14 protein-coding genes and 3 tRNA genes are annotated in these 15,349 nt (G+C 69.5%); 3 read left to right on the forward strand and 14 right to left on the reverse strand.

Features of this window, described 5'->3' with window-relative positions; genetic code table 11:
- Positions 1 to 43: 43 nt before the first annotated feature.
- The gene (locus ASD23_RS02865) at positions 44 to 343 is read left to right on the forward strand and encodes a hypothetical protein (RefSeq protein WP_056005970.1); all 300 of its coding nucleotides are present in this window, start codon (positions 44 to 46) and stop codon (positions 341 to 343) included.
- Positions 344 to 458: 115 nt separating this feature from the next.
- Here the strand turns inward: ASD23_RS02865 and ASD23_RS02870 are convergent, their stop codons facing one another.
- On the reverse strand, positions 459 to 1,412 hold the full coding sequence (locus tag ASD23_RS02870; RefSeq protein ID WP_056005973.1) for an alpha/beta hydrolase: 954 nt from the start codon (positions 1,410 to 1,412) through the stop codon (positions 459 to 461).
- A 245-nt stretch (positions 1,413 to 1,657) separates the two neighbouring features.
- Here ASD23_RS02870 and ASD23_RS02875 point away from each other — a divergent pair, with 245 nt between their 5' ends.
- A complete protein-coding gene (locus ASD23_RS02875) occupies positions 1,658 to 2,161 on the forward strand; it encodes a TetR/AcrR family transcriptional regulator (RefSeq protein WP_162248721.1) in 504 nt (167 codons plus the stop codon).
- A 105-nt stretch (positions 2,162 to 2,266) separates the two neighbouring features.
- On the opposite strand, the gene ASD23_RS02880 is transcribed toward ASD23_RS02875, so the two are convergent.
- The 7 genes from ASD23_RS02880 to ASD23_RS02910 all read right to left on the reverse strand — a co-directional run bounded on the left by ASD23_RS02880 (position 2,267) and on the right by ASD23_RS02910 (position 8,885).
- Positions 2,267 to 2,340, reverse strand: a tRNA-Met gene (locus ASD23_RS02880).
- Positions 2,341 to 2,386: 46 nt separating this feature from the next.
- Positions 2,387 to 2,458 (reverse strand) — tRNA-Thr (locus ASD23_RS02885).
- A 78-nt stretch (positions 2,459 to 2,536) separates the two neighbouring features.
- Positions 2,537 to 2,836, reverse strand: a complete 300-nt coding sequence (locus tag ASD23_RS02890; protein ID WP_162248722.1) for a DUF4190 domain-containing protein — start codon at positions 2,834 to 2,836, stop codon at positions 2,537 to 2,539.
- A 108-nt stretch (positions 2,837 to 2,944) separates the two neighbouring features.
- Positions 2,945 to 4,885 carry a glycoside hydrolase family 13 protein gene (locus tag ASD23_RS02895; protein ID WP_056005982.1) on the reverse strand — a complete coding sequence of 647 codons (1,941 nt, stop codon included), beginning with the start codon at positions 4,883 to 4,885 and terminating at the stop codon, positions 2,945 to 2,947.
- A 65-nt stretch (positions 4,886 to 4,950) separates the two neighbouring features.
- Positions 4,951 to 5,955: a sugar ABC transporter permease gene (locus ASD23_RS02900; protein ID WP_082571135.1), complete on the reverse strand. Its 1,005-nt coding sequence runs from the start codon at positions 5,953 to 5,955 to the stop codon at positions 4,951 to 4,953.
- On the reverse strand, positions 5,955 to 7,574 hold the full coding sequence (locus ASD23_RS02905; RefSeq protein ID WP_056005985.1) for an ABC transporter permease subunit: 1,620 nt from the start codon (positions 7,572 to 7,574) through the stop codon (positions 5,955 to 5,957). The genes ASD23_RS02900 and ASD23_RS02905 overlap by 1 nt, the downstream gene beginning before the upstream one ends.
- A 78-nt stretch (positions 7,575 to 7,652) precedes the next feature.
- Positions 7,653 to 8,885: a sugar ABC transporter substrate-binding protein gene (locus ASD23_RS02910; protein ID WP_056005987.1), complete on the reverse strand. Its 1,233-nt coding sequence runs from the start codon at positions 8,883 to 8,885 to the stop codon at positions 7,653 to 7,655.
- Between the two features lie 261 nt (positions 8,886 to 9,146).
- Here ASD23_RS02910 and ASD23_RS02915 point away from each other — a divergent pair, with 261 nt between their 5' ends.
- Positions 9,147 to 10,823, forward strand: a complete 1,677-nt coding sequence (locus ASD23_RS02915; RefSeq protein WP_082571136.1) for a glycoside hydrolase family 13 protein — start codon at positions 9,147 to 9,149, stop codon at positions 10,821 to 10,823.
- A gap of 114 nt (positions 10,824 to 10,937) precedes the next feature.
- Here the strand turns inward: ASD23_RS02915 and ASD23_RS02920 are convergent, their stop codons facing one another.
- The 6 genes from ASD23_RS02920 to ASD23_RS19030 all read right to left on the reverse strand — a co-directional run bounded on the left by ASD23_RS02920 (position 10,938) and on the right by ASD23_RS19030 (position 15,223).
- Positions 10,938 to 11,207, reverse strand: a complete 270-nt coding sequence (locus ASD23_RS02920; protein WP_327019775.1) for a CHY zinc finger protein — start codon at positions 11,205 to 11,207, stop codon at positions 10,938 to 10,940.
- 49 nt (positions 11,208 to 11,256) lie between these two features.
- Positions 11,257 to 13,143, reverse strand: a complete 1,887-nt coding sequence (locus ASD23_RS19420; protein WP_056005996.1) for a M23 family metallopeptidase — start codon at positions 13,141 to 13,143, stop codon at positions 11,257 to 11,259.
- 184 nt (positions 13,144 to 13,327) lie between these two features.
- Positions 13,328 to 14,143 (reverse strand): inositol monophosphatase family protein, encoded by an 816-nt coding sequence (locus ASD23_RS02930; RefSeq protein ID WP_056005999.1) that lies wholly within the window; start codon positions 14,141 to 14,143, stop codon positions 13,328 to 13,330.
- 86 nt (positions 14,144 to 14,229) lie between these two features.
- Positions 14,230 to 14,314, reverse strand: a tRNA-Tyr gene (locus ASD23_RS02935).
- Between the two features lie 80 nt (positions 14,315 to 14,394).
- Positions 14,395 to 15,054 carry a PH domain-containing protein gene (locus ASD23_RS02940; protein ID WP_082571137.1) on the reverse strand — a complete coding sequence of 220 codons (660 nt, stop codon included), beginning with the start codon at positions 15,052 to 15,054 and terminating at the stop codon, positions 14,395 to 14,397.
- Positions 15,055 to 15,058: 4 nt separating this feature from the next.
- Entirely contained in the window at positions 15,059 to 15,223 is a 165-nt protein-coding gene (locus ASD23_RS19030) for a hypothetical protein (RefSeq protein WP_165877421.1), read from the reverse strand.
- Between the last annotated feature and the right edge of the window lie 126 nt (positions 15,224 to 15,349).

The following is a 15,349-nucleotide window of genomic DNA, read 5'->3' on the forward strand; positions in this document are numbered from 1 at the left end:
CAAGCCGCTGACCGCATGAATCGCATCGGCGTAGCATCCCGGCATGCGAGTCAATGATGAGAACCGAGCGCCCGGGAATCCGGAAGTCGCGAAGTCCGAGCCCGCACCACTGAACGACACCCAGCAGATACGGAAGGATGTCGCCTACAGCCCGTCGAGCGAGGCCGAGACGGCAGCGAAGCAGGACGGCGTCGACCCGGAGGACCTCGACGACGGCATCGATCCCGACGACGTGCGCGCTGTTCCGGGAACGGGCGGGCCCGACGATACGGGCGACGTCGACGTCGACCCCGATGATCTGAACCTTCCGTCCCGAGAACCGGGTAGCCGCGGGCCGAACTGAGGGGAGGCTGCTAGCCGAAGCGGAGAAAGGAGGTCCCCAGCCCCACCCGTCGAGCAGGCGATGAACGGGCGGGTGGGGCGGAGTCGAGAGGCGAAGCGATGTCGAGCGCGAAGGCCTACAGCGCTGCGAGCACGCGGCATCGCTCCGCGAGCGTTCGGCGCGACACGTCGATCTCCACGCTGACGCGGTCGTGACCGTGGGTGACGCCGGGCAGCACATGGAGTTCGCACGGTATGCCGGCCGCGAGCAGGCGCTGGGCGTAGCTGATCGATTCATCCCGGAAGATGTCGAGATCGCCGACCTCGATGTACGCCGGCGCCAGGCCGGTGAAATCGGCGAGACGTGCGGGAGCCGCGATCGGCGACACGGTGTCGCCGCCGACGTCGGCTCCGAGCACGGCACTCCAGCAGGTCCAGTTGGAGTCCCAGTCCCACGCAGCATAGGGGGCGATGTTGGGGTCGGGAACCGTGGTGCGATCGTCGAGCATCGGGTAGATGAGGACCTGTTTCGCGAGCGCGATGCCCCGGTCTCGAGCGAGGATCGCCGCTCCGGCGGCCACGCCGCCCCCGCCACTGTCACCCATGACGGCGATTCGCTCGATGTCGACACCGAGCTCGTCGGCGTGCTCGATGAGCCACTCCATGGCGTCGACGGCGTCGGTGGCCATGCCCGTGCCCGGGTTCTCGGGTGCCAGTCGGTAGTCCACCGAGGCGAAGGGTACTCGCGATTCCTGCACGTAGTACCGGACGAGGCCGTCGTAGTACTCCGCCTTTCCGGCGACCATGCCGCCGCCGTGCAAGTAGACGACTGCGGGCCGGATCTCATCGTCCTGCCGGGTCTCGGGCTCGTACCAGCGGAGGTCGAACCGTCCCTGCCGCGACGACGTGATCGTGTGCTCTCGCACGGAGACGCCCGTCGACAGCGGGGCGGGACATGCGGGCATCGACCCATCGATCATGGCGCGCAGCCCGTGCACGTCGCCGCGCACTGGAGGTGTGAAGTCTCCGAGCGATTGCAGATTCTCGGCCAGGGCTCGGTACATGGCGGCGATCTGTGGATCGAGCATCATCGTTGACATCTCGACGTCCTTTCAGCGGAAGTGGTGCGGATCACACTAACGGACATCTGTCCGATTGTCATCCGATACGCTCGTGCTGAGGAGGCGGACCGATGGGGCTGACAGGCATTCCACCCGCGGCGTTCATGCGCGACGGCGATCCGACCGACCCGAGGTCGGTGCGAACACGGAGTCAGTTGCTGTCCGCATACGAGCGACTCCTCGCCTCGTCGAGTTCACCCACGGTCGCCGACCTCGTGCGCGCAGCCGGGGTGAGCAGGAGTTCGTTCTACACCCATTTCGCGGGCATCGAGGAAGTGGGCGTCGCCGCACTCCGTTCGATTCTCGATTCCTTCGACCCGGTCGACGAACGCGAGCACAGGGGGCAGGTCGCGCCGACGGCGGCGAGTTTCCAGGACCTCTTCGACCACCTCGCCGCACATCGGGATCTGTGCGTCGCGGTGCTGGTCTCGGATGAGCAGATGCCCGCGCTTGCAGAGCTCCACGCCGCGCTGGTGACGCACGTCACCACCGCGATCGAACGCTCGCCGGCCATGCCCGTCGGCTTCGACGTCGACCGCGGGGCGCGGTTCCTCGTCGGCGGGATCCTCTCACTGCTGCACGAGGACCTGCAGACCGGCGCGGACGTCGACGGGGCGGGAAAGCTCGTCTCGGCGATGCTCCCCGAATGGCTGGCGCGCGACAACCTGCTCGACGCACCGCTGTCGGTGGCGCCCAGCGGCCTGACACCGACCCGCTGATGTGTCGGAAGCCCGTCGATGAGGGGGCGGGGCATACCGTCACCGGCTGCCAGGCTGGTCGCATGCCAACGGACCGATTCCGCGACAAGCCGAGTCCTGATGTTGTAGCGAGGGCGGGACTCGAACCCGCGACACCACGATTATGAGCCGTGTGCTCTAACCACCTGAGCTACCCCGCCGGGTAGGCTTCCCCGCTCAGCCGAACGGCCGAACGAAGTGAACCAGAGCCCCGAGTCAGGATTGAACTGACGACCCCTTCCTTACCATGGAAGTGCTCTACCACTGAGCTATCGGGGCATGTTGCCGCACTTGGCAACCGTACGAGGATATCACCTCTCGGCGGCACCTCCGAACCAGCGCGACCATGCCCTGCAACTAGCCTTCTGCGAGTCCCCAGAGCAGGTACGGCCAGAGAATCACCAGTGCGATGAGCACGAACCCGACCACGAACCACACCGCGGTCATCACATAGCCACCGATGATGCCGGTCAGGGCGAGCCCTCGCCCGCGTTGGGGAACTCGCCGCAACTGCGCCCACGCGAGATGGCCGAAGATGACGGCGGTGATCGAGGCGTTCAGTCCCAACACGAGGGTTCCGGCGAGCAGCGCCACACTCACCTTTGCGAAGGCGTTCGTGGCGTTCGGATCCGCCGACGGCGCGTGTCCGAGCCTCATGGGCGCCGGGGGCGTCGCGGGAGGCTGCATGAGTCGCGGGAGGCTGCATGAATGGTCCTCTCGGTTGGGGATTCCGACAGTAGCCATCCGCCCGCGACTTCGTCGAAACTATCCCCAGGACGGCGCCGAGATGCCCGGCAGGCTCCACGCGGCGAAGCCGGCTTCGTCGGCCTGAAGGGTCACGAGACCAGCGGATGCCTCGACTCGCGCGTGCCCGTACAGCGGCGCCGGGGCATCCGCTGCGGTGAGCTCCGCGCCGAGCGCGACCGAGTCGATCGACAGCGTCGCTTCCGAACGCGCGGCGAACACGAGCACCGACTCCTCGGCCGACTCGCGCACGAACGCCACCGCGTCGTCGCCGATCGCGAGCCAGCGGATGCCGCCGGTCGCGAGCACCGGGCGCTCGCGGCGCAACCGAAGCAGCGAGCGGTACGTCTCCAGCACGGGCACGACCTCGGGGGAGGTCTCGCTTCCCCACGGCATCGGCGTGCGCGAGGCCTCGCCGTCGACCCCGGTGAGCCCGAACTCGTCGCCGGCCCAGACCACGGGGATGCCGGGCAGCGAGACCGCGAGGCCGAGGGCCACGGGCAGGGCTCCGGGTCGCGCATGCGTCGCGAAGCGCGGGGTGTCATGGGTGTCGAGCGCGTTCATGGTCGCGAGGCGCGTGCGCCACGGGAAGCCCGAGGCGAACCGCAAGTGAGCCGAGTGGAAGTCGCCGCCCGTGAAGGCGGGCACCTGCTGCAGCGCGAAGCCGAGGCCGCCGCCGGCCGGGCTGCCCGGTTCCAGCAGCCAGCTCCAGAGCGGGCGGGTGAACGGCGTGTAGGTCATCGCCCCGTGCCACGCATCGCCCTGGAAGTCGCTCGCGGCGTCGTTCGTCGACTCCCCCAGCAGCAGCGTGTCGGGCTTCGCGTCGAGCATCGTGCGGCGGATCGTCCGGCGCACCTCGGCGTTCAGGTCGGCTGAGCCCAGCCGGCCGGTCATGTTGGCGACGTCGATGCGCCATCCGTCGAGGTGGAACGGCGCTCCGAGGAACCGAGCCACGACCGAGTCGGGGCCCTCGATGAAGCGGCGGCGCAGTTCGTCGGAGCTCCAGTCGAACTTCGGCAGGCTCGGCACCCCGAGCCACGACTCGTAGCCGCCGCCGTCGGCCTCGTCGCGGAAGAAGTAGAACTCGCGCTCCGGCGTCTCTCCGTCGGCCTGCGCCGCGCGGAACCATTCGTGCGCATCGCCCGAGTGGTTCGAGGTCAGGTCGCCGATGACGCGGATGCCTCGGGCGTGCGCCGCCTCGACGAGACGCACGAGCGCCTCGTCGCCGCCGAGCAGCGGGTCGACGAGGTCGAAGGTCGTGGCGTCGTAGCGATGGTTCGAGCGCGCCGGGAAGACGGGCGTGAGGTAGAGCAGGTCGACGCCGAGCGACGCGAGGTGGTCGAGCTTCTCGCGCACGCCGTCGAGGTCGCCCCCGAACAGCTGCTTCGACCGCCCGGGATACACGGGGTCGACGGTGTCGCCCCAGTCGGCCGCGATCGCCCATTCGGGCAGCTCGCCCGCCGCACGGAGCGCATCGAAGGGCGCAGCCCCCGACTTCGCGAAGCGATCGGGGAACACCTGGTACATCACGCTCGACGCCGCCCACTCGGGCGCGGGCTCGTGCGCGACGAGCCTGAAGTCGTCGTGGTCGCGGGTCTCCACCGTCGACAGGCCGAGCTGGTTCAGCCAGTGCTGGCGGCCGTCGTCGCCGACGAGCAGCCATCGGTACCCGTGCACGGGGTTCTCGACCTCGACGGATGCCTCCCACCACTGCCAGCCGTCGACCGAGCCGCCGCTGCCCGAGCCCGTCGAAGGCAGCAGCACGGCCTCGTCGAACCGCGGCTCGCGGTTCGGGTTCGACCGGGTGCCGACCCACGAGACCGGCCCGAACGACTCGGGCACGCGCAGGCGCAGCCGCACCGTCTCGCCGAGCGCGGGCGTCTGCGTCGAGACGTGCAGCGGTGATCCGTCGTGGTGCGGAGCAAGTGGAGTCGGCGGGGCCAGTGCGGTCGGCGGGGTCATTCCATCACCTTTCCACCTGCGCATGACACGCAGGTGACAGGCCGCACCGTCCGGGCGGGCGGCTGCTACTTCACGGCGCCGGCGGTCAGCCCGCCGACGATGTACTTCTGCAGGAAGAGGAAGAGCGCCACGACCGGCAGCGCCGCGATGACGGCACCCGCCGAGAAGGCGCTCCAGTCGGCGTAGCGCGGGTTCGACACGAGCTTCGTGAGGCCGACGGCGAGCGTCTGCTTGTCGGTGTCGATGAGCAGCACGGATGCCACGACGAACTCGTTGACCGAGGCGATGAACGACAGCAGTGCGACGACCGCGAGGATCGGGGCGACGAGCCGCAGGATGATCGTGAAGAAGATGCGGGCGTGACCGGCACCGTCGATCTTCGCGGCCTCGTCGATCGACGCCGGCACCGTGTTGAAGAAGCCGTACATGAGGTACGTGTTCACCCCGAGCGCGCCGCCGAGGTACACCATGATCAGGCCGATGTGCGTGTTCAGGCCGATCGCCGGGAACCAGTCTCCGATCGCGCTCATCAGCAGGAAGATCGCGACGACGGCGAGCAGCTGCGGGAACATCTGCACGACGACGATCGAGATCAGGCCGAAGCGACGGCCGGTGAAGCGCATTCGCGAGAACGAGTACGCGGCGAGCGCCCCGAGGAAGACCGTCAGCACCGCCGTGATGCCGGCGATCATGAGCGTGTTGCCGAACCAGGTGAGGAACGGCACCTGCGGGTCGGTGAGGATGCGCACGTAGCTCTCGAGGCCGATCGCCGAGAAGAGGGCGTTCGAGCCGGTGAGCGTGCCGTGCGGGTTCAGCGACGACGAGATCACGAAGACGATCGGGAAGAGCGAGAACACGACCATCACGATGCCGACGATGTGGCGCCACCCGGTCGCAGCGAACCAGCGACGAAGGTTGAACGGCCGGCGCGCGATCTCACGGCCGGGGCCGCCGTCGCCGCCGTCGCGTGCGATCGAGACGCTCGCACGCGTCGAGGCATCCGCGAACTCCGCCGCCTCGCCGATGACGAGGCCGGTCTGGGTTCCGGGAACGGGCTGCTGGGCGGCCATCAGTTCAGCTCCTCGAGGGACTTGGTGCGTCGGAAGGCGATGACCGAGATCACGGCCACGATGATGAAGATGATGATCGAGTAGGCGCTCGCGAGACCGTAGTCGCGCGTCTGCCCGGTGAACGCCACCTTGTAGACCATCGAGATCAGGATGTCGGTGAACCCGACGGGGATCGGGGCGTTCGAGTCCCTCGGCCCGCCGTCGGTGAGCATGTAGATCACGTTGAAGTTGTTGAAGTTGAACGCGAACGACGCGATGAGCAGGGGCGCGACCGAGACGAGCAGCAGCGGCAGCTTGATGAGCCGGAACACCGCCCACGGCTTCGCGCCGTCGACCGTCGCCGCCTCCTGCAGCTCCTCGGGAATCGACTGCAGGGCGCCCGTGCACACGAGGAACATGTATGGGAAGCCGAGCCACAGGTTCACGAGCAGCACCGAGAACTTGGCGAGCACGGGATCGGTCAGCCAGGGAATGGATGCCCCGCCGAAGAGCACCTGGTTGATGAAGCCGAAGCTCTCGTTCATCATGCCGGCCCAGATCAGCGCCGAGAGGAACGACGGCACGGCGTACGGGAGGATCATGAGCACGCGGTAGTACTTGCGGCCCTTCATGCGCATGTCGTTGAAGACGATCGCGAGGAAGAGGCCGAGGAAGAACGTCGACGCGACCGAGATGAGCGCGAACGCGAAGGTCCAGAGCGTGACGTAGACGAGCGGGCCGGCGAGGCGCTCGTCGGTGACGGCGCGCACGAAGTTGTCGAAGCCGACCACGATCTGCCAGCCGGGCAGGAGCTCTTCGCCGCTCTCGGAGGTGAAGGCGCCGGTGCCGACGTCAGAGTAAACGGTGCCGGTGTCGAGGTTCGTCATCGTGCCGGCGGCCTCGTCGTACTCGAGGTTCGAGAGGTAGAGGTAGGCGCTCGAGCCGTCGGGGGTGCGCAGCGCTCCGTCGTTCGGGTCGTCGGAGAACGGCACGGCGAGTTCGGTGATCTCGTCGGTGCGGGAGATCACGTCGGCGAACTGCAGGGTCGTCCAGCCGTCGACGGCGACGGCCTTGTCGCCGTCCATCTCGGCGTCGACGGGGGCGAGCGGCTGCTCGCTGGTGCCGAGCAGCGCCTCGCCGTCGGGGTCCGTCACGAGCAGGCCGAGCGTGCCGCCCTGGTCGACGACGGTGACGGGGTAGGTGGGCGAGTCCTCGACGCGCTGGAGCGAGGAGGCCATGAGCGACGAGACCGCCTGCTCCTTCGACCCGTTGTGGCCGGTGCCGTAGTTCGTGAAGGCGATGTAGCCCGTGTAGACGAGCACGAACACCTGGAAGACGACGAGGAAGATCACGCCGGGCGTGAGGTACTTCGCGGGGAGCTTGCGACGCGAGAAGTAGATCCAGTTGACGATCACCGCGACGACCGCGACGATCGCCGCGACGAGCCACTGCTCGGCGCTCGCGAGGATGATGACCCCGTAGATCGCGATCGCGTCGACGAGGCCGAGCATCAGCAGCTTCACGAGGAGCATCTTCAGCCCACCGGATGCCGCGTCGGCGATGTTCGCGGCACGCCGCTGCTTCTTCGTCGGCTTCTGCGGCGTCGCCGCGGAGACCTCGTCGTCGATCGTGGTGCTCATCCTGCTCGCTCTTCTCGTCGAACGTGAGTGCTCCGGGCCGGATGCCGCAGCGGCATCCGGCCCGGAGCTTCTCAGTCGTTACTTGCTGATCGCGGCCTGCACGTCGGCGGCGAGCTTCTGCCACGTCGCGACGGGGTCGGCACCGTTGATGATGTCGGCCTCGGCGATGCCCCAGTACTGCCACACGGCGCCCATCGCGGGGATCGCGGGCATCGGCACTGCCTCGGCGCCGACGGCGGCGAAGCCGGCGACGATCGGGTCGCTCGACGCGGTCTCAGCGGCAGCCGAGAGCGCGGGGAGCACGTTGCCGGCCTTGAACAGCTCGAGCTGAACGTCTTCGGTGCCGATGTAGTTGACGAGGAAGTCGTTCGCGGCGACCTTGTTCTTCGACTCGGACGAGACGAAGAAGCCCTTGACGCCGGCGAACGGCGACGCGACCTCGGCGGTCGGGCTCGGCACGGAGTCGATCGCGACGTTGATGCCGGCGTCGGTCGCGGCGCCGACGTTCCACGGGCCGGTCAGCCAGAAGGCCGCGGTGCCGTCGATGAAGGCCTGCTTGGCGATGTCGCCGTCGATGTCGGTGTTGAAGACGCCGGTGCCGTTCTTGCCCTGGCTGCCGAGCCACGTGGCGAACTGCTCGCCGCCCGCGTTGCCGAGCTGCAGGTCGGTGGGGTCGTAGCCCTCTGCGCCGCTGCCGAAGACGGGAGCGCCGAACGCGGTCTGGAACGGGTACAGGTGGTAGGGGTTGCCCTCTGCGCCCTGCTCGACCACGAACGGCTGGGTGAGGCCGGCGGCCTGGCCCTTGGCGATCATGTCGTCGAAGCTCGTGGCGGCCTCGGGAACGAGGTCGGCGTTGCGGAGCACCGCGATGTTCTCCACCGCGTAGGGGAGCATGTAGGTCGTGCCCTCGTAGGTCGACGCGTCGATCGCGACCGGGAGGTAGTCGGCGGCCGAGTCGCCGAGTTCGATGGGGGCGACGACGCCGTTGGTCGAGAGCTCGCCCAGCCAGTCGTGGGCGCCCATGGTGATGTCGGGGCCCTTGCCGGTCGGAACCTGCTGGATGAAGTCGTCCTTGATGTCGGCGTTGTCCTTGCCGACGAGGTCGACCTTGACGCCGGTCTTCTCGGTGTATGCGTCAGCCGCGCCCTTCAGCGCGTCGACGCGCTCGGCGTCGACCCAGACCGTCAGCGTGCTGCTCGCCGAGGCTTCGCCCTCGGAGCCGCTGTCGCCGGCGGAGCAGCTCGCGAGCCCGAGCGTCGCGACAACCGCGACGGCCCCGGCAGCAAGGAGGCTCTTCGTGTTCACCCTCATTGGTGTGCCCTTCTCAGTGTGCGTGAGACGGCGCCTTCGCCTGGTGAGAGTCGCCCGTTCCGCTGTGAAACGGGGCACCGCGCCCGAAAGGCCGTTCTTCCGTATGGAGTGCTCGCTTGGTGCAAGCGATTACAGGTATACCTTGCCTCGTCCCCTTTACCAAATGAGGTAGCGCGTATTGATACCGGTTTGTAACCATCGTGCGACGAGTAGAAACTGCAAGCGTTTCCATCAGGTATCGAGATGACGTACAGTTTCCGCATGACTTCCGAATGGTGGCGCACCGCCGCGATCTACCAGATCTACCCCCGGTCGTTCGCCGACGCGAACGGCGACGGCATGGGCGACCTCGCCGGCATCACCTCGCGCCTCGGTGCGCTGCAGGAGCTCGGCATCGACGCGATCTGGCTCTCCCCCTTCTACACGTCGCCCCAGCGGGACGCCGGCTACGACGTCGCCGACTACTGCGACGTCGACCCGCTCTTCGGCACCCTCGCCGACTTCGACGCGATGGTCGCCGAGGCGCATGCCCGCGGCATCCGCGTCATCGTCGACCTCGTGCCGAACCACTCCTCCGACGAGCACGAGTGGTTCCAGGCAGCACTCGCCGCAGCGCCGGGCAGCGCGGAGCGCGCCCGCTACCTGTTCCGCGACGGCCGCGGCGCCGACGGCTCCGAGGCACCCAACAACTGGGAGTCCGTCTTCGGCGGGCCGGCATGGACCCGCGTCGTCGAAGCCGACGGCACGCTCGGCCAGTGGTACCTGCACCTCTTCGACAGCTCGCAGCCCGACTTCGACTGGACGAACCCCGAGGTCCGCGAGGAGTTCCGCAGCATCCTGCGCTTCTGGCTCGACCGCGGGGTCGACGGCTTCCGCGTCGACGTCGCCCACGGCATGATCAAGGCCGAGGGACTCCCCGACTTCACGCCCCCGGCCGAGGGCGGCAGCATGGGCGGCGCGGCGACCTCGGGTGTGCCGCTCGAGCCCGAGATCTCGGCGGAGCCCGGCGACGGCGCTCCGTACTGGGGTCAGGACGGCGTGCACGAGATCTACCGCGACTGGCGGAAGCTGCTCGACGAGTACCCCGACGACCGCGTGCTCGCGGCCGAGGCCTGGGTCGATCCGCTGCCCCGACTCGCGAAGTGGGTGCGCCCCGACGAGATGCACCAGGCGTTCAACTTCGCCTACCTCGAGACGCCGTGGAACGCCGAGGCGCTGCGCCACGTCATCGACGACTCGCTCGCCGCGTTCGCCGCGGTCGGCGCGCCGTCGACCTGGGTGCTCTCGAACCACGACGTCGTGCGCCACGCCACTCGATTGTCGGTCACCGAGGCGAACCCGCAGGGCCACGGCCTCGGCCCGCGCTCGAAGGGCCTGCCCGAGTACGCACCCGGCCTCCGCCGCGCCCGCGCCGCGACCGCGCTCATGCTCGCGCTGCCCGGTTCGGTCTACCTCTACCAGGGCGAGGAGCTCGGCCTGCCCGAGGTCATCGACCTGCCCGACGACGCCCGCCAGGACCCGACGTGGTTCCGCACGAACCACGAGCGCTACGGGCGAGACGGATGCCGCGTGCCCCTGCCCTGGGAATCGGCGGCGCCCTCGTACGGCTTCGGCCCGACGGATGCCTCGTGGCTCCCGCAGCCCGAGCAGTGGGCCGCGCTCGCGCGCGACGTGCAGCGCGGCGACGCCTCATCGACCCTCTCGCTCTACCGCGACGCCCTCGCGCGGCGCCGGGCGCACGACCTCGGTGCGGGCACGCTCGAGTGGCTGCCCGGCTACCCCGAGTCGACCGTGGCGTTCCGCAACGGCGACGTCGTCGTGGTCGCGAACGCCGGGGACTCCCCCGTCGACCTGCCTGACGGCGACGTGCTGCTCTCGAGCGAGCCGATCGACGGCCGCACGCTGCCCGCCGACACCACGGTGTGGCTCTCGGCGTAGCCTCACGCGTCACCTGCGGCGCCGTTCCCGTCTCGACGGGGGCGGCGCCGTCGTCGTTCGTGCTGCGCGCACCGGGGCCCGGGCGCGCGCCTGCGCCTATGCCTACGCCTACGCCTACGCCTCGAAGTAGAGATCCCAGTGCAGGCGGCAGCGCGGGTTGAAGTCGGCGGCGCAGGCGGGGCAGGAATCGGTTGACCGGTACGCGGTCACCGAGAGCTCGGTGCCGCACGCTCCGCACAGGATGCCGGGTTCGTCCCACTCGGCGCGCGGCCGGACCACGACGGGGTGCCCCTCGGCCTCGGCATGACAGGCGTGGCACGGGTAGTAACGATCGCAGCACGCGAAGCGGATGGCGACGATGTCGACGTCGGTCGCGTAGTGCACGCACCGGGTCTCACCGTCGACGGTGCGCCCGTGGACGTGCGGTCGCATGTCAGTTGGTATTGGCGTACAGCCAGTCGAGCGGGTCGACCTTGGTGCCGCTCATGCCGCCGAGGCGGATCTCGAAGTGGAGGTGCGGGCCGGTCGACATGCCGGTGTCGCCGGTCTGGCCGATCACGTCGCCGACCTTGACGGTGTCGCCCGTCTCGAAGCGGCGGGAGTTGTACTCCATGTGCGCGTAGACGCTCGTGACGAGCTCGCCGTCGATGATGTGGTCGATCATCATCACGACGCCGAGCGATCCGCCGGAGTCCGTCGAGTTGGCGACGACGCCGTCGGCGATGGACTGGATCTCGGCGCCGAGTCCGGGGTTGAAGTCCTGGCCGCCGTGGTCGCTCGAGCAACCGGCGCAGTCGCGGTACCCGAACCGGTCGCCGATGTGGACGCCGACCGCGAACGGCCACTGGATGGTGCCCGACGGGTTGTTCGTGAACGTCGCCTCGGGCCGGATGCCGGCTGCGCGCGCGTACTCGTCGATGGTCTGCGTCTCGTAGCCGTCGCGCTGGACGGTCTGCGCGAGCGTGCCGCCGGTGATCTCGACCTGCTGGCCGGGCTCGCTGCCGATCGTCGCCTGCTCGAGCGCCATGGCCTGCACGTCGGCGGGTGAGAGGAGCGAGAGCGAGGGCACGGATGTCGCGACGGCGAGCAGTGCCGCGAAGCTCATGGCGACGAAGCCGCTGGACATGCGGGCGACTCGCCCTGCGCGCGTCACCCGGCGCTTCGCCGTGGGCTTCGGGGAGCCGGTCGTGGCCCGGGGAGCCGACGACCCCTCGCGAGCCGTGGAGCGTCGCGCACCGACGGCGTCGGGACCCGCGGAACGACGAGGCCGTTCCTGCGCCGCGGCGACGCCGTTCGACGGCTGCCAGACCGCGGTGGGCACGAACTGCTCGGCGGACTGCGAATCGGGCGCGGGTGCCTCGGCGCCGCTCGGGATGCGCGTCATCGCAGAGGCGGCGATCACCGCGGCGAAGTCGGCGGTCGCCGACGGAGCCGCCTCGGGCGCTGCGACCGGAACCGCTGGGGTCGTGGCCACGGCGGCGGAACGGGAGGACTTGGCGGCCTTGGCGCCCTTCGGCGCCTTCTCGGCCTTCGCGGCCTTGCGCTCGGCGCGCGACGGCCGAGCCGAGCGAGCGGATGCGTCGGCACGGCGCCCGCCGGACGCCGACGCGTCGGGCTCGTCTCCGAGGTCGGCGAAGAGGTCGTCGAAGGCGGCGCCCGCCTCGGAGCCGGCCCGTGACACGGAGAAGGCCGAGTTCCTGTCGACCGGGAGGTCGACCGGCTCGGCCTGGGGGGTCGGAGCGGGGGCTGCGATGACGACGGGGACTGCGGGAGCTGCGGGGACTGCGGGGACCGCGTGTGTTGCGGGGACTGCATGTGTTGCGGGGGCGACGGGCGCGAACGGTTCCGACTGCGCCTGCGATGCCGGGATCTCGGCCGCCGATCGCCTCGGCCGCAAGGCCCCGGGAACCGGAACGGTGGGGGCCGCGGCGAAGGCCGGAGCGGGCGATGCCGGAGCCGGGGTATGCACCGGGGCCGTGGGATACGCGGGAGCGGGGGGAGCCGTGAACGCGGGAGCGTCATACACGGGAGCCGTGGGATACGCCGGTGCGGTGAACGCGGGGGCCGGCGGCGCCGGCTCGGCCGCAGCGGCGGGGGTGAAGACCGCCTGCCACGAGGCATCCGTCTGCCGCTCGAACGGAGCGCCCTGTGCGGCCGCCGGGGCCGTCTGCTGCTGCCCGAAGGCCGCGGCACGCTGCGCCGCGGCGGTCTCGGCCGACTCGCGCTCACGCAGTTCACGACGAGTCAGGGGTCGCTCGGGCCGCGAAAGGGCCTGGGTGCCTGGCGTGGAATCGTCGGGCACGAGGGGGGACTCGAGCACGTGGGGGAAAACTCTCGGCTTCGTGGAAAACGGACAACGCGGGGAGGTGGACATCCCGACGGGGCCGAGATAACAGGTTGGTAAAGACTACCCGTTCTCAGTCGCTCATGCCACGTCGAACCGCGAACTCCGCCTGTCAGAACGCTGCACGTCCACGAGATCCGCGGCGATCGCCGGAGATGCGTCAGGCATCGACACCGGCGCGTCGCAGCGCCTCGGCGATCTCCTCGTAGAGCCCGGGCGCCGCGGCGATCACGAGTTCGAACGTCGCGGCTCCCCCGCCGGGGCCACCGACCTTCGCGCCCGCCTCGGCTGCGATCAGCGCGCCGGCCGCGTGGTCCCACGGGTTCAGTCCGCGCTCGTAATAGGCGTCGAGACTGCCCGCGGCCACCGCGCACAGGTCGAGGGCGGCCGAGCCGATGCGACGGATGTCCCGCGCGAGCGGCAGCAGCTCGAGCAGCACCTCGGCCTGGGCGCGTCGCACCTCGGCCGCGTACCCGAACCCCGTGCCGAGGAGGGCGTGGCTCAGCGGGACATCCGTGTTGACCTGCAGTCGCCGACCGTCGAGCCACGCTCCGCCGCCGGCGCGGGCCTCGAAGACCTCGCCCGTGCTCGGATTCACGACGACGGCCGCGAGCGCCGTCCACCGCGCCGGATCCGCCGAGCCCTCGACCACCGCGATGCTGATCGCCCACGCGGGAATGCCGTAGAGGAAGTTCACGGTGCCGTCGATCGGGTCCACGACCCAGTTGACGCCGCTCGTTCCGATGCGGGCGGCGTCCTCCTCTCCGACGAAGCCGTCGTCGGGTCGCGCCTCGAGCACGAGACGCCGGATGAGCGCCTCGGTGTCACGGTCGACCGCGGTGACGACGTCGACCGGCGACGACTTCGTCTCGGCGATGCTCACCCCGCCGCGTCGCGCCTCGAACGCGAACTCCGCCGCCTGCAGCGCGATGCGCCGAGCGAGGTCGAGCAGGGCAGCGGATGCGTCGTCACTCATGTTGACACGCTAGCCCGACGGGATCCGCGGCGCACCGGGGCATCCGCCCCTGAAACCACGAAAGCCCCGGCTGACCGGGGCTTCTTTGGTGGCGAGTGAGGGATTCGAACCCCCGAATGCTGAGCAGTCTGATTTACAGTCAGATCCCTTTGGCCGCTTGGGTAACTCGCCATCGCACCCGACCACGTTCTGCACACAACCGGGGGCCTGTCAAGGATACCCGCCGAGGGCCGGTGCGAGAAATCGACGGCCTACGACCGCCACCAGGGCATCTCGGCGGTGTCGTTCGGGTCGCGCGGCGGGGTCGTGTCGTAGCGATCGGGCTGCGGCGCGGGGTCGTAGCGCGGCGGTACCGGCGTCGGCGCGGGCGCCGTGTCGAACTGCTCGCTGCGGCCGATCTGCCGGGCGGGGCCGCGCAGGCCGGAGCGCTGGATGACGCGCTGGATCGTGGCGCCGCGCTGGTCCGGCGACCCGACGAAGCGGATCTCGCGGAGCCCCTGGTCTTGCGCGGCCGACTCGAAGACGAAGTGGCCGTAGCCGAACACCCGACCGATGAGCGGGGTGTGCACCGAGATGTCGAGGATGCGGGAGATCGGCATGGTCGCGATGCGCTGCGACAGGATGCCGTGCACGCGGAACACGCGCATGTTCGTGATCACGAAGCGGTCCATGCGGGCCTGCAGGATGCGCCAGAACCCGTGCAGGAAGAGGAACAGCGCGAGGAAGATGGGGAACCAGTACAGGGGCTGCGGCACCCACGCGAGCAGGATCAGCGCCGGCACGGCCAAGGTCATCTCGAGCATCGCCCCGACGACCGCCGCCCAGTGCTTGCGCACTTCGTCGACGATCACCTCGCCCTCATCGGCGATGAGGTGGCGCTCGACGCGCGGATCGAACCCGAACACGCTCATGGCGTCATGAGGCGAGGGAGCTGAAGAACCTGCCGACGGCCTCGGTGGCCGAGACGACTGCGCCGAACGCGCCTTGCACGACGTTGGCAGCGTCTTCAGGACGACTGATCATGTAGAACAAGGCGAAGATCACGACCAACGCCACGGCGATGCCCTTGAGCCACTTCACGGGTGCTTTCCCTTCGAGACGGCGACAAGGGGCGAGCCGCCACCCCCGTGAGCCAGCCCCGACTCGTATTTCTATCCCACCCGCCGCTGGGAGACAACGCGCCACGCGGGGCGCGGCGGGCACGGC

This window comes from Agromyces sp. Root1464, from assembly GCF_001427265.1.
Taxonomy (GTDB): Bacteria; Actinomycetota; Actinomycetes; order Actinomycetales; family Microbacteriaceae; genus Agromyces; species Agromyces fucosus.